15 protein-coding genes are annotated in these 14869 nt (G+C 41.0%); 2 read left to right on the forward strand and 13 right to left on the reverse strand.

Features of this window, described 5'->3' with window-relative positions; translation table 11 throughout:
* Positions 1-16: 16 nt before the first annotated feature.
* Both glnA and miaA read right to left on the reverse strand, forming a co-directional pair.
* Entirely contained in the window at positions 17-1357 is a 1341-nt protein-coding gene (gene glnA, locus PS3_RS00970) for a type I glutamate--ammonia ligase (protein WP_007121722.1), read from the reverse strand.
* 198 nt (positions 1358-1555) lie between these two features.
* A complete protein-coding gene (gene miaA / locus PS3_RS00975; protein WP_007121723.1) occupies positions 1556-2479 on the reverse strand; it encodes a tRNA (adenosine(37)-N6)-dimethylallyltransferase MiaA in 924 nt (307 codons plus the stop codon).
* An 89-nt stretch (positions 2480-2568) separates the two neighbouring features.
* Between miaA and PS3_RS10030 the strand changes: the two genes are divergently transcribed.
* Positions 2569-2745 (forward strand): DUF3042 family protein, encoded by a 177-nt coding sequence (locus tag PS3_RS10030; protein ID WP_040467838.1) that lies wholly within the window; start codon positions 2569-2571, stop codon positions 2743-2745.
* A gap of 57 nt (positions 2746-2802) precedes the next feature.
* Here PS3_RS10030 and PS3_RS00985 read toward each other — a convergent pair whose 3' ends face one another.
* The 8 genes from PS3_RS00985 to PS3_RS01010 form a co-directional block, all read right to left on the reverse strand.
* Positions 2803-3204, reverse strand: coding sequence for a rhodanese-like domain-containing protein (locus PS3_RS00985; RefSeq protein WP_007121724.1), 402 nt, complete (start codon positions 3202-3204; stop codon positions 2803-2805).
* Between the two features lie 20 nt (positions 3205-3224).
* Positions 3225-4193: an ROK family glucokinase gene (locus PS3_RS00990; RefSeq protein WP_007121725.1), complete on the reverse strand. Its 969-nt coding sequence runs from the start codon at positions 4191-4193 to the stop codon at positions 3225-3227.
* 15 nt (positions 4194-4208) lie between these two features.
* Entirely contained in the window at positions 4209-4439 is a 231-nt protein-coding gene (locus tag PS3_RS00995) for a YqgQ family protein (protein WP_040467839.1), read from the reverse strand.
* Positions 4432-5097, reverse strand: coding sequence for a rhomboid family intramembrane serine protease (locus PS3_RS01000; RefSeq protein WP_007121726.1), 666 nt, complete (start codon positions 5095-5097; stop codon positions 4432-4434). The genes PS3_RS00995 and PS3_RS01000 overlap by 8 nt, the downstream gene beginning before the upstream one ends.
* On the reverse strand, positions 5090-5185 hold the full coding sequence (locus PS3_RS10855) for a hypothetical protein (protein WP_141566727.1): 96 nt from the start codon (positions 5183-5185) through the stop codon (positions 5090-5092). Before PS3_RS10855 ends, PS3_RS01000 begins: the two co-directional genes overlap by 8 nt.
* Positions 5186-5217: 32 nt before the next feature.
* The gene (locus PS3_RS01005; RefSeq protein ID WP_081478356.1) at positions 5218-5640 is read right to left on the reverse strand and encodes a 5-formyltetrahydrofolate cyclo-ligase; all 423 of its coding nucleotides are present in this window, start codon (positions 5638-5640) and stop codon (positions 5218-5220) included.
* A gap of 72 nt (positions 5641-5712) precedes the next feature.
* Positions 5713-5862 (reverse strand): 50S ribosomal protein L33, encoded by a 150-nt coding sequence (gene rpmG, locus PS3_RS10035; RefSeq protein ID WP_081478357.1) that lies wholly within the window; start codon positions 5860-5862, stop codon positions 5713-5715.
* A 144-nt stretch (positions 5863-6006) separates the two neighbouring features.
* Positions 6007-8079, reverse strand: coding sequence for a peptidoglycan D,D-transpeptidase FtsI family protein (locus tag PS3_RS01010; RefSeq protein WP_007121727.1), 2073 nt, complete (start codon positions 8077-8079; stop codon positions 6007-6009).
* A gap of 170 nt (positions 8080-8249) precedes the next feature.
* Between PS3_RS01010 and PS3_RS01015 the strand changes: the two genes are divergently transcribed.
* Positions 8250-10862: a YfhO family protein gene (locus tag PS3_RS01015; RefSeq protein ID WP_007121728.1), complete on the forward strand. Its 2613-nt coding sequence runs from the start codon at positions 8250-8252 to the stop codon at positions 10860-10862.
* 51 nt (positions 10863-10913) lie between these two features.
* On the opposite strand, the gene PS3_RS01020 is transcribed toward PS3_RS01015, so the two are convergent.
* The 3 genes from PS3_RS01020 to PS3_RS01030 all read right to left on the reverse strand — a co-directional run bounded on the left by PS3_RS01020 (position 10914) and on the right by PS3_RS01030 (position 14856).
* The gene (locus PS3_RS01020; RefSeq protein WP_007121729.1) at positions 10914-11918 is read right to left on the reverse strand and encodes a LacI family DNA-binding transcriptional regulator; all 1005 of its coding nucleotides are present in this window, start codon (positions 11916-11918) and stop codon (positions 10914-10916) included.
* Between the two features lie 70 nt (positions 11919-11988).
* The gene (locus tag PS3_RS01025) at positions 11989-13332 is read right to left on the reverse strand and encodes a gluconate:H+ symporter (RefSeq protein WP_007121730.1); all 1344 of its coding nucleotides are present in this window, start codon (positions 13330-13332) and stop codon (positions 11989-11991) included.
* 12 nt (positions 13333-13344) lie between these two features.
* Complete coding sequence (locus PS3_RS01030; protein WP_007121731.1) at positions 13345-14856, reverse strand: gluconokinase; 1512 nt, start codon at positions 14854-14856, stop codon at positions 13345-13347.
* Between the last annotated feature and the right edge of the window lie 13 nt (positions 14857-14869).

Consider the following 14869-nt stretch of genomic DNA (forward strand, 5'->3'; position numbering starts at 1 on the left):
AGACCGACTTTAATTTTTAGTATGTAGACATGTAGCGATCTTGTTCCCAACGGGATACTGATTGCCGATAAGCATCATATTCCATCGTCTTCGCTTCCATAAAGTTGTAGAACAAGTGATCACCTAAGGCTGCTTTAACCACTTCATCCGTTGCCAAACTCTTCAATGCATTATGAAGGGTGTCCGGAAGGGTTAAGATTTCTCGACTAACCCGTTCTTCTTCGGTCATGGTATAAATGTTTTCATCCACACTGTCAGCTGGCTTTAGATCATTCTTCAGTCCATCTAAACCAGCAGCCAGAATCGCAGCAATGGCCAAGTAAGGGTTAGCTGATGGATCAACTGACCGTAATTCTAACCGCGTTCCCATGCCCCGATCACTTGGGACCCGGACCATTGGGCTCCGGTTGTGAGCTGACCAAGCAACGTAAACCGGTGCTTCATAGCCTGGTACCAAACGCTTGTAGGAGTTTACCGTTGGATCGCAAATCGCGGTCACGGCCCGAGCGTGTTTCATAACCCCGGCTAAGAACTTGTAGGCCGTTTCAGATAATTGTAATTTTCCGTTTTCATCGTAGAAGGTGTTACCATCTTGATCAAAGACTGACATGTTCATGTGCATCCCTGAACCGTTAATCCCAGAAAGAGGTTTTGGCATAAAGGTTGCATGGAAACCATACTTCTTCGCAATTGTCTTCACAACCAATTTGAAGATTTGAATGTTATCAGCTGCTTCAAGGGCGTCCGAATACTTGAAATCAACTTCGTGTTGACCAGGTGCCACTTCATGGTGCGCAGCTTCCACATCAAAGCCCAGCTTTTCCAGAGCTAACACAATGTCACGGCGACAATCTTCACCTTTGTCAGCAGCTTCTAAGTCAAAGTAGTTTTCTTCGTCGTTAACCTTTAAAGTTGGTTCCCCATTTTCATCCGTTTCAAATAAGAAGAATTCTGGTTCTGGTCCGATGTTAAAGGCGGTAAATCCGGCATCCTTCATTTCAGATAAGACCCGCTTCAAGTTATTCCGTGGGTCTCCCATAAATGGTTCCCCATTAGTTAAATGGACGGAACAAATTACTTGCGCTACCTTCCCGTGTTCTGCACCCCATGGCGAAATTAGCCAAGTGCCCATGTCTGGGTATAGGTACATATCACTTTCTTCAATCCGAACAAACCCATCGATTGACGAGCCATCAAACATCACCTTATTAGCCAATAACTTATCTAATTGACTAATTGGAAGATCCACGCTCTTCATCGTGCCAAACAAATCAGTGAACATCAAACGCAAGAACCGAACGTCCTCTTTTTTGATTAGTTCACGAACTTCATCATTTGTGTATACGTGTTTTGCCATAAACTTAAATCCTTTCGCATTTGCGGTTATAAATTTAACGGCGGCTAAAAGGTCAATGTTCGGATTTTTAGGCTAAATCCTCAACTGACAACGTCTAACAGTCGTCTTTCAATTGCATATAACTATAACAATCTTGCTAGGGAAAATCAATTAGATGTTCAGAGTTCGAAACACTTAAAGTTATCTCGAAAAGATACTTTATTTTTTTAACCACGCTACTATACTTTCTTCAATTTCGTTAGTTGAATTTTCCCCGCTAACGAGATCATACCAATTGGTTGCTACTTGATTTCTAAACCAGGTTAGTTGACGTTTGGCATAGTGACGTGAGTCTAATTTAACCCGTTCAATGGCAGATGCTAAATCATCATCACCAGCTAGATATGAAAAGAATTCTCGATAACCAATCCCTTTTGCCGCGGGCAATTCACTCCCACCTTGATCTTGCAACCATTTCACTTCATCGAGCAACCCAGTTTCCATCATTAAATCGACTCGATGATTAATTCGTTCATATAAAGTTGAGCGTTCAGTCGTTAGACCAATTACTAAAAATTCATCTTTTGCTTGTTTTGTCCTTTGGGCAGAAAATAAGTTACCGGTTCTTTCAACTACTTCTAGTGCCCGAATTACCCGCCGACTATTTTGCACTGGAATCTGATGAGCCGCTTGAGGATCCACCCTTTTTAATGCCTGCCAGATTGCTACTGATCCTTCACTTTGTAAACGGTCTTGCCACCGTTGTCGAATGATCCTTGATTGGTCATCAAAATGATCATCACCTAAAGCGAGATTTTCCATTAAGGCTTTTAAGTAAAAACCAGTGCCCCCGACAATTATCGGTAAATGTTGCCGTTGACTAATTTCGTCAATTTTTTTCTGAGCTAAATCTTTAAATTCAGCGACCGAAAATCGTTCTGTCACATCCTTAATATCAATTAGGTAGTGCGGTATCCCTGCCATTTCGGTAGGAGTGACCTTAGCGGTGCCGATATTAAGGTGGCGATACACTTGCATGGAATCACCTGAAATGATTTCACCATTTAATCTTTGGGCTAGTTGAATTGATAGAGCCGTTTTCCCCACGGCTGTTGGACCGACGATTGCGACTACTTTTACCATCACAAAATCCTTTCATTATATCCGTTAGGCTGGTAATTTAACATTTTATCTTGCATAATAAAGATAATTAGTTTGAGGAGGTTTTCAAAATGAAACAGTTTACTAAAGGATTCTTTTTAGGAAGTTTAGCTACTATTGGTGCTTTGGCCAGTGGCGTCTTTGCTTTCCACAAATCAGTTATTGAACCCATTGAACAAGAAGAAGAACGATTTGATCAAAATCGGCGGCAAGCTAACCGGAAAAATCGGTCAGCTCACCAACTATAAACCTCTTGTTTAAAACAAGGCCTCCTGGTTCCGACAACGGATCAGGAGGCCTTTTATTTAATATTTGGCTTTTTTGGTTTTACCATCCCACTTTGCGTAACCACCATCAAGAATATACAACTTTTTATAACCGCGTCGTCCTAAAAAGGCCGCTGCATTAGTGCTCATTGACATTCCTTGGTCATACATATAAATGGGTAAATCCGACCGCAATTCCCCATATTGTTGCTTCATAAATGCGTATGGTAAATTCCGTGCCCCTAAGATGTGGCCCCGGTCAAAATCGGCTTTTTGTCGGAGATCAATCACTTGCGCCTTATGGGAGCCCTTTTGAAATTCATCCTGCGAAAGGACTGTGGCGTAGTGACTCCGCCGATAACGACCGATCACATATGTTACTAGCCAAAAAACTAGTAAAACCGTTACCACTAAATCAAAAACTAATAAAAATGAATTCATGCTTAATGCCCCTCCAACAATTAATCAAATTGCTTGGCTAATGAAGCGGCACCAATAACCCCAGCATCATTACCTAATTGAGCTAACTTCAAAACGGTAGAAGTCCGAACCGTTGGGAAAGCATACTTTTCAAAATTATTCTTAACCCGATCAAGCAAGTAGGCCCCAGCAGCCGAAACACCACCACCAATCACCAAAGATTCAGGGTTTAAGGTATTACTAATGTTTGCACAAGCTAATCCCAAATAGAAACATACTTTATCAACTACTTGATTTGCTAAATAGTCACCGGTTTGGGCGATTTCAAAAACATCCTTGGAAGTAACTTCTTCGCCGTTATCAACCATTTCCTTAAGGGGACTATTACCAACATATTCCTCGGTTGCATCTTGGGCTAGGTGTACAATTCCCGTGGCTGAAGCATACTGTTCTAAACAACCATAGTTACCACAAGTACATTGGTAACCGTTATTGGGTTCGACACACATATGACCAACTTCACCAGCGGCTCCATTAATTCCATGAACTAATTCACCATTGGCCACGATTCCACCACCAACACCGGTCCCAAGGGTAATGAATACGACATCATCGCCGTCATTACCGGCACCTTTCCAGGCTTCACCAAGACCGGCACAGTTGGCATCATTATCAATTGCAAACTTCAAACCCGTTCCCGCTTCAATTTGTTCTTTAACTGGTTGGGTCGTCTTCCAATTTAAATTATAAGCTCCAATAACCGTCCCTAATTGACGGTTAACCGTTCCGGGAGTACCCATCCCAATCCCAACAAATTGAGATTTATCCATTTTGTATAAATCAATGTGATGGTTGATTGATTCGATGATATCAGGCACGATGTGAGATCCTTCGTCCAAAACATTGGTCCGAATTGACCACTTTTGTTGAATCTTTCCATCATCAGTTAGAATGGCAAATTTAATTGTCGTTCCACCTAAATCAACACCAATTAACTTCTTATCACTCATCTTTCTTCTCACTTTCTATTTATTTGATCGATTGGCTTGCTCTTCTTCTCGATGTTCTTTTCGCAAAACTAATTTAGCTTGCATATAAAGATCCCGATCAATAACGCCGGCACGAAAAAGATTATCAACTTCCAATGCCATTAATTCAATATCCCACAATCGTTTACCAACATATACAAAAACATTAAATCGTTTTAATAATTGTTGAACATCATATAGGGTTCTGAGTCGGGGTTGATTATCCATTTAACAATACCATCCGTGTTAAGCTGGCCAAAATTAAGATCAAAATCGCCGCACTTAGTAAGCGCTTCACTAAACGAATTTTACCAAATTGTTCGGGATCAAACAAGGCACCCGCTAAGAAACCAGCTAACAATCCGCCTAAATGGCCCCAAATATCAATCGACGGACTCATTAAATCAAACACTAAATTAATGATCATTAAAATGATATATTGTCGGGTCAAGATCCGCAAAAAAGACTGTTGACGATGCTCAGCACCTAAAAAAATGAAAGCGCCAAATAAACCAAAAATTCCAGTACTTGACCCTGCTGCAATACTTGTTGGGCTTAAAGCAGCACTTAGTAAATTACCGCTAATGACACTAATTATATAGATTAGGATCAATTTCCAGTGTCCAAATAATTGCTCAATGTAATTCCCCATATAGTATAGGACAATACTATTTAATAAAAGGTGCATAATACCAATGTGCACAAAAGCGGATGTGATTAATCGCCACCATTGTCCGGCCACTAACAGCGGAGTATATTCGGCGCCAAAATTTAGTAGAGTTACCGTATTGGTTGAACCACCATTCAGCTCCATAGCTATAAATACGAGTACCCGAATAACTATAATGGTAATCGTTACTGGGGTTCGTTTAAAAGCTTCAATCATAACTTCCTCCGCTAGTTAATACCATCTGGACATCGATATCAAAGGCATCACGTTCCCATTCATCCTCTTGGGCTAACTGGCATTGCATTGCTAAAGCGATCGTTTGACCATGAAAATTAGCTAAATAACGATCATAAAAGCCCCCACAAAGCCAAGTCGCTTTCCCTGCTGAGTGAAGGCCACCCCAGGCACGATCATTAAATCAATCTGATTTGTAGGATAGAAACGACCATTAATTGGTTCCATCACCCCAAATTTAGTTTGTTCAAAGCGAGTTTCCTGATCATATTGATAAAATTTCATCTGACGATGAGGAAAAGTTTTCGGGACGACGACGATTTTCTTAGCTTGCCAAGCAGCTTGACAAATTGGCTTCGTTTGCAATTCCATACTCTGACTCATCGTAGTCGCAATCACTTGGGCAGTCTGCCAAGCTGATGTTGCCGTTAATTTATCAACTAAGGCTGCTTCTTCATTTTGGCGATTCGCTGTACTAATTGTCATCAACTCCAGGTGACGTGAACGTACCGTTAGTTTATCCATCAAAAGGCCTCCATTATTGGTCAAAAAAAGAGGATCAGCTAAACGCTATCCTCTATCTCACCAAGTATAAAACTACTTAGTTTCACGGTGTAATGTCACTTGACGTTCCCGTGGGCAGTACTTGTTTAATTCAAGACGGTCTGGGTTGTTACGCCGGTTCTTACTCGTTAAGTAAGTCCGTTCGTGGCATGAAGTGCATTCTAAAGTAATGTTAACACGCATTATTTTTAACCTCCGTTGCTATTTTATAATTGGTTATACGTTTTCGTACAATCCGTAACCTAACTCGTACAACTATACCATTAAAGTCAGCTTTTGACTAGTCTTTTTCTTGGAATATGTTAAGGATATTTCCTTGACAGGTTTCTAATTACTAGAACTATTATTTTTGACCATTGACCAGTAAGCTGAGAATATTTCTTTGGCCATGGTAATATTAGCCCCACTATCATCATCCGTGGCTCCATTAATCGCTAACGCTACCACTACCTGTGGATTGTCACTTGGTGCATATCCAGCAAAACTTAAGGTCGTTGTTGAATTCCCATTATAATAGGTTTCGGCCGTCCCCGTCTTTCCAGAAATTGATGGTGTTTCCGAACCCAAAGATTTGGCCGTGGTATTGGAATCAGTCCCATGAGTAACCAAGTACAATCCACGTTTAATGATATTTAACTCACTCTTCGTAACCGGAAGCGTCGATTGAACCGTCGGGTGAGCTGTGTACTCAACTTTGCCCAAAGATCCGGTCGAAGTAGTTTGCCGAATCTGTTTAACTAGGTACGGTTTCATCTTCTTACCACCATTAGCGATCGTCGACATGTACTGAGCCAATTGCATTACGGTATATTCATCGTAGTTACCATAGGAAAGATCAAGCGCCTTCCCTTGATCGGAACTCGTTGATGACCCTTCATATCCTGAAACTTCACCTGGCAAATCAATTCCCGTCTTCGTTCCTAACCCAACCATGTTGTAGTAATAACGAAGTTTAGAGAAAATATTAGATTTTAAAGCTAAGTGAGCGCCACTTCGGTAGGTAAAGCCACCAATTTTCATGGCGATCTGCATCATATAAGAGTTAGATGATACTTGCAGAGCTTGAGCCGCCGTTAATGACTGATTAGCACTCCCGGTCTTATTGAACCAAGAAGTCTTGGCACTCGTTCCCGCTAATTTAATTGGCATATCAGTCAACGTATTATTCGACGGCGTAATCACCCCTTCTAAGAAACCGGCGATTAAAGTAGCCCCCTTAACAACCGATCCCATCGTCATAGCCTGAGTAATCGCTCCCGTTTCGTCTACAGTTTCTTTCCCGGTCGATGGATCCCGATCAATACCAGCCATGGCGTATACAGCTCCTGTATTAGGGTTCATTACAACTGCGTAAACTCCGGTTGAATACGTATTCCCAGCTGAAGAATAATTATCTGATAGGATCTGTTGAACCTTCTTTTGGAAATTGTAGTTAATCGTAAGGACTAAACTTGATCCTCGCTGACCAGCATATGTCGTCTTTTCTTTGGTGACCTTATTACCATTAGTGGTGATCTTCGTTGTCCCTTTGATCCCCGCTAACGCTGACTGGTACTGTTTCTCTAATAGACTCGTTCCCACGCTATCATTACGTGAATATCCTTGGGCTAATAAGGTCTTTAATTGGTCGCTCGGTAAACCATTTGTCGAAACCGATCCCGTCAGCGAGGTAATATCATTATCGGCATACTTTCGCGTCCATGCCGTCGATAATTTAATCCCCGGCAGTTGACTTAAATGTTCACCAATCTCGGCAATCTCCTTAGATGTAACCCCCGACTTTTTCAGGTAGGTGGTTGACATAGTATAAGAACTGTTCATCGTGGTATATAATTGTGCGCTATTTTTCTGCGATGCGGTTAATTTATATACCGAAGGATGTTTTTCAAGATACCGTAGAGCCTTTTCGTATTGTTCTGTTGAACTATCAGCATCCGAAGTCTTAATCTTTTTTAGAACGGCTTGATAGTTTTTAGTATTAGCGAGATAGTAAGCTTCCTGATCAGCCGTTGATAAATTATCAGTATCAACCGTTAAATATTTACTCAAGCGATTAGCTAATTTATAAACATCAGAACTACTGGTCCCCGAACTCTTGGTATAGGTAACGGCCTTGTGGGCTTGATTAGTCACAAGGGCAGAACCTGTGGAATCAAAGATTAAGCCCCGCTGAACATTCGTCGTCCGAGTATAGGTATTTGAATTGCGGACCGCCGATTTATAATAAGACCCCTGCAAAATTTGCATATAAAACAAACGAGCCCCTAACATTACCATTAAAATTCCGGCAATCCATAATAAAACATGTAATCGGATTGGCAAAGTTGACGACTTAACTCTGCGCCGTCGACGGCGCCGTTCCCGCGATCGAGTTGATTGATTCGAATTTTTATGTAGCAAACTCAATTAACTGACGCTCCTTTTAAAAGTTTCCCCTAACCATTTGATAATACTCTATTTTACAGTGGTTGAAAATAAAATTTCACTTTAAATCACATAAATTTAATCTAAATGCAAAGTCTGACCAGTTATAATGAAATTTGATTAGATTGAGGGAGAAGGATGAATCTATGTTAACGAAATTAAATCAGCGTCGCAATATTCTAGCACTCAGTTTCCTAGTTCCCGTTTTGATTATGGGATGCTATTTCACCCTTCGTGGCATGGCACCATTTGGAAAAAGTAGTATCCTAACGGTTGATTTGGGTCAACAATACGTTGATTTTTACGCTTATCTCCGCTCATCCATCTTGCACCATCCGGCGAGCCTTTTATATTCATTTTCCAAAGGACTCGGCGGTGAAATGTGGGGTACAAATGCTTATTATTTAATGAGCCCCTTAAATTTATTGCTCTTATTTTTCCCCGGTGCCTCCCTGAGTAGTGGAATTTTATTTTTACTATTAATTAAATATGGCTTAGCCGGTTTATCCATGGCCTATTTATTGGATCGTTCTAATTTACAGTCTGGGTACCGACTTTTAATGTTTAGTACCCCCTACGCCTTAATGGGATGGATGATTGCTAATCAATTAAATATGATCTGGTTAGATGTCCTATGGTTACTCCCCTTAGTAATTGTGGGACTCATGCAGTTGTTGGACGGTGGCCGTCCCTGGTTTTATTTAAGTTGGTTAGCCATTACCATGATTGTTAATTACTACATGGCCTGGATGGTTTGCGTCTTCACAATCCTATTTACTTGGTGGCATTTAAGTTTAAGTCGTTACCCCTGGCGCCAAAAAATCCGGCGCTTCCTCCGGTACGTAATTTATTCATGTTGGTCCGGATTACTCAGTGCGGTTATCTTATTACCAACCATTTATGCCCTGACCCAAAGTAAAGGAACTTATAATAATACTGACTACACTTGGAAGTTAGAATACAATCCGTTAAAACTCTTTGGTAAGTTAGTTCCTGGCTCCTTTAATTTTTCTCAGATGCCTAGCGGTCAAGCTAACATATACGTGGGCATGTTGATGATGACTGGTTTTCTTTTGTATTTCTTTAATCGTCGCGATCGAAAATGGTCACGCATCATTGCGGCTCTGATATCTATATTTTTAGTGGCCTCTTTTGTTGTGCAACCACTAGATCTCTTTTGGCATTTAGGTCAATTCCCGGTTTGGTATCCATCGCGATTTTCTTTCCTATTTTCTTTTTGGGTAATCTGGCTGGCCGCTCGAACCTTAACCCCCAATTTCCAGCTTAAATGGCCCCAATTACTATTTATCTTAGCAATCAGTTCCTTAATTACGGTAGTTTTATTAACCAAGGTCAATTCAATTTTAAGTTATATCAACACTACCCAAATTTGGATCGGCTATAGCTTTGAATTATTAGCTCTCATCGCTTTATCAATCCGCCGGCATGACTATTTTTACCATGGTTTCTTAATCTTATTAGCTTGTGTGGATGTAAGTGTTAGCGCCATCTTATCCCTGAACCAGATTTCATATGTCAGCCAAAGTGACTACGGCAATTACACGACGCAACTTCAGCAATCAATTAAAAAGATTAAACAAGCTGATCAGAGCTTTTATCGGATCGCTAAGAGTTTTTCCCGAACTAAAGATGATCCTTTCCAAGCAGACTTTTATAGTGGTGATCACTTTGGGTCTACCTTGGAGCCAAGTATCTCTAAATTTATGACCTTAATTGGGCAACCAGCTGGGGACGGTGTGATCTCATATGCGAACGGGACTAAAATTACGGATTCTCTCTTAGGTTTTAAATACAATCTTTCTACCACCGCAACCAATGATTCAGCGCTAGGAGTTAACACCATTCGACCTGATTGGACGGGTAAAACGATCGCCAAAAATGGCAAGATCACCATTAAGCAAAACTCAACTGCCCTGCCAATTGCTTTTGGGGCTAGTCAAAAGATTTTAAATCTTAAATCATCATCAAGTGATCCAACTCAGTATCAATCCATGATTTATCAAGCATTAGCTGGTAAGTCTACTAACCAGTCCCTCTTTAAGGTCCAAAACTTTAGTAATGTCACTTATACTAACACTAATGAAACAACACAAATTACGGGAGCAATGATCGTCAAAAACGATCCCCTCCTAGTCGGTAAGGTCGAATTAACCTTTACCCCGCAAACAAACGATCCCTATTATCTAACCCTGGGCGAATCCGCCGTAGCGAATGCCACGATTGAAGTCAACGGTCGCCCCGTCACTAATGTTTCGAGTTTCCGCAATACCATTATCATGAACGTTGCTAACCATCAAAAAGGTCAATCCGTTAAGATAACTTTCACCCTTAAAAAAGCCTCTTTATGGTTACAAAATGTCAGTCTCTATCAACTTAACCAGGCTGGTTTTCAAGCTGACTATCAGAAATTAAGCCAATCGCCATTTAAGATTAGTAAGTCGGGAAGTAATTACTTGACTGGAACGATTAAACTAGCTCGGAACCAAAAAGTAATGATGACAACCATTCCTGCAGCTCAAGGATGGCACGCAATTGTGGACGGTCACCCCGCTAAATTAACAAAAGTGATTAATACCTTCTGGGCCCTAAAATTAAGTCCAGGTAAAACTTATCGAATTACCCTCTACTTTATTCCGCCATTCTTATTTACTGGTCTGATCATGACTATCATCAGTTTGACCGGGGCGATCATTATGGCAAAACGAAAAGCTAAAAATGTTATCAAAAAAAGCGGCTGAGCAAGAACCCCATTTCTTCTTCAGTCGCTTTTAAAGTATCCAAAATATTATTTATATCGACGGTCGCTCCACCATGGTCACTGGTAAGTATTCTGTTCCTAACTTTTTTTTCGGATCATGGATCATTTCTAATAAGAATTGGGCTGCTTGTGATCCCATAAGCTCCATATCTTGACGCAATAGGAAAATCCCATCCCCGACAAACCGTGACCAATCCCAATCATCATAAGAGATTAAGCCAATATCTTGAGGGAAAGTTAAGTTTAATCCCCTAAAAATATCCAATAGATTGAATAACAATGGGCCCATTAACGAAATAACAGCGGTTCGCCCACTCAGTTCCTGCAAATTTTGTTGTAATTCAGCTTTGAGCCACTCCACATTGCCATCCCGTATTTCTAAGTTAATATATTGAAGCTGATGATCATTGGCCGTTTGCATTAATCCTTTAATCCGCAATATTTGACCAGAAGCTTCAGCTAAGCGGGAACTAACCGAAATGACATTTTGGTAACCATGATCAACTAGGATTGGTCCTAACCGATAACAGGCATCAAAATTTTCACTGGTGACATAAGCAACATCAGTAGGTAAATCTTTCATCGTCCGATCGACAATAATGATTGGGATACCATTAGTTCGGCACCGTTCAAATTGTGCAAACGATGCTGCACTGGGTTGAACAATAATACCATCGGCCCGTTGTTCAATTAAACGATCGAGATGCCGACTTTCCGCTTCCTTAGAATCGTTTGAATTCATTAATTGAATGTCGTAGCCCGCCGGCTGTAAAACATCATAGATTCCCTTAGCCATCAAAGATGAAAAGGGATTGGCAATATCACCAACCAAGACTCCTACTAAATGACTAGATTTTTGTCGCATTTGGCGAGCCGAAGAAGATGGCGAATAATCTAAGTCCGCGATTACTTGGGCAATCCGCGCTTTAGTTTCATCACTCATTTTTTGATAATGATGATTTAAGTATCTAGATACTGTGGTTGCCGACACATGTGCTTGTCGGGCTACGTCTGAAATAGTCGCTCTTTTTCCCATAATCGTACCCTTTAAACAAAAAACTTGATGTTAATCATTATAACATCAAGTTTATTAACCATTCAGGCATTTAAATAAACAAAGATAAGGTATAAACCGCCCCTAAACCAGCTAAAGAAATTACTATCGTTAAGGTCGTCCACGACAATAAGGTTTCCTTCAAGGACAGCCCAAAGTATTCTTTAATCATCCAGAAACCAGCGTCATTAACATGATCACAAAAGATTGATCCAGCGCCGACTGCCAAAACCATCAAGGCTGGCATTGCTGATCCAGGAGCATATTGTTCAGCCATCGGTGCTAATAAGCCGGCCGCCGTGATTCCGGACACTGTTGATGATCCTAAAGAAACCCGCAAAATAGCAGTTATTAACCAAGCCGCAAAGATTGGTGATAAGTTGGTACTGGTAAAAAGCGCGGACACATATTTGGAAATTCCACCATCAACCAGAACCTGTTTGAAGGCACCCCCACCACCAATGATTAATAGCATCATTGAAATTGATTTAACTGACGATACCATAATATCAGAAATTTCTTTCATATTTTTTTGACGGAAAATCCCCATGGTAAAAACCGCGATCAGCATGGAAAGTAACATGGCAAAATCTGGCGCTCCGATAAATTGAATCACTTGGTTAACTAAACTCTTGCTAGGCAAAACAAAGAAACAAATTGTCGCAATGGCAATTAAGATTACTGGCATCATCGCCGTTAACACCGAGATCCCAAATCCAGGTGTGTCTGCTAACTTAAATTCCTTATATTCACCCAAAACTGAAATATCAATATTTTTCCGATATACCTTAGGATAAAGTTTTTGTAAGGCCCAGTTATACAAGGGACCAGCGATAATAATCGTTGGAATGGCAACGACGATCCCGAGCAATAGAACATGGCCTAATTGTGCATGTAAAACTTCTGTAATCGCAGTTGGTGCTGGGTGTGGCGGCAAGAAACCATGAGTCACGTTTAAAGTCGCTGCCATCGGAACACCTAAGTACATTAAGGGCATGTCTAATTCACGGGCGATGAAAAAAATAATTGGTAAAACTACTACTAATCCGACTTCAAAGAATAAGGCTAAGCCAATGATAAACGATGCCAAGATGACTGCCACTTGGATCCAACGGCGACCAAATTTATTGATTAGCGTGGTGGCAATCCGATAACCACCACCGGCTTCAGAAACAAGGGAACCAAGCATAGAACCAAATCCGAAGATAATGGCTAAGTGACCTAATTGAGAACCAATCCCAGATTCAATAGTGGTTGGAATTTTGGTAACTGGTATTTGCAAGAGTAAGGCTACAATAAAAGAAGTAACGACTAGTGAAACAAAAGTGTTCAGCTTTAACTTTACGATTAAGAAAATAAGAATTATAACCCCAATTAATACAATCAATAATGGCATGATTTTTCTCCTCTATTTTTGATCTTCCTGCAATTCTACTAAGGCCGCATAAGTTGGTAGTAACTGCTCTTCAACTTGTTTGAAAACAAGTAAATACCGTTCATACAAAGCCGCCACGGCTTCATCTGGCAAGTAGGCTTCCACTTGTCCCACCATGGACGTAACGTCTGCCAAATTTGATAGTTCCCCTAAACTTTGCATTGCCATCACTACGGCCCCTAAACAGCCCGATTCAAATGACTTCGGTACGTTTACCGGACAATCTAAAACGTCTGCCAGCATTTGACGCCAAACCTTGGAATTAGCAAACCCCCCGGTTGCCGTAATGCGCTTAGGTTTGCCCACCATTGTCTGGACTGCATCAAAGACCGTAGCAATGTTAAAACAGATCCCTTCCATAACAGCACGTAACATATCAGCCCGCGTGTGTAACGGATTTAAACCGACAAAGCTCCCGCGCGCATTTGCCTCCCAAATTGGGGCCCGTTCTCCACCTAAAAATGGATGGAATAATAAGCCATGCGCTCCCGCTGGAACTTGATCAATGAGTCGATTGGCAACATCATATTTAGCTTGAATTTGGTCTTCAATCAACTCTTCAACCGCCCATTGGAAAACATCCCCGCCATTGTTAATTGGTCCACCAATCACCCATAAATGACGATTAACTGAATAGCAGAATAAACGCTGATGAGGATCAATGACTGGATGATCACAAATTACCCTGACCGCTGCTGAGGTACCGATCGTGATCGCTACTGTATCTTGTTGGATAGCGCCCACCCCAAGATTGGATAAGGCCCCGTCAAAAGCGCCATAGACAAAAGGTACTTCCGCATCCACTCCCATTAGGCCAGCCATCACAGGACTTAACCCCACGGCTTGATCAATTGAATCAACAATCTCCGGTAATTGATCAACCGACACATGCAGCATCGCTAGAATGTCTGGATCCCAATTTTGAGTTTCAAGATTCATTAAACCGGTACAAGAGGCAATCGAAACATCAATTCGAAATTGGCCAAATAAGCGCCAAAATAAGTAAGACTTAATATCGGCATAAAAGGACGCTTGCTTTATTAAATCTGGTTTGATTTCTTTTAACCACATTAACTTGATTAGGGGTGACATCGGGTGAATTGGTGTTCCTGTTTTTTCATAAATTGTTTTAGCCTTTGAACTTTGCTTTAATGCTTCCGCTTGTCGCCGTGCTCGCGTATCAGCCCAAGTCATCACGCGACTAATTGGATGATGATCCTGATCAAGTAATATCAAACTTTGATTAGCACAGGAAAAAGAAACACTAGTCAGTTGATTGTCCTCTTCATTAGTTAGCCCGGCTGCATCATGAATCATTTGTAAAACCGCTTGAACGATTTCTTCTGGATCTTGTTCTGCCATCCCATCCTGATCTCGGTACAGCCGATAACCCTGTTGAAATTTATTAATGACATTCGCATCCTGATCATACAAAACCGCTTTGGTACTGGTAGTTCCAATATCGACTCCAATATAATATTTCATTTTCATCCCTCGA

This window comes from Limosilactobacillus gastricus PS3 (genome assembly GCF_000247775.1).
GTDB classification, from domain to species: Bacteria; Bacillota; Bacilli; order Lactobacillales; family Lactobacillaceae; genus Limosilactobacillus; species Limosilactobacillus gastricus_A.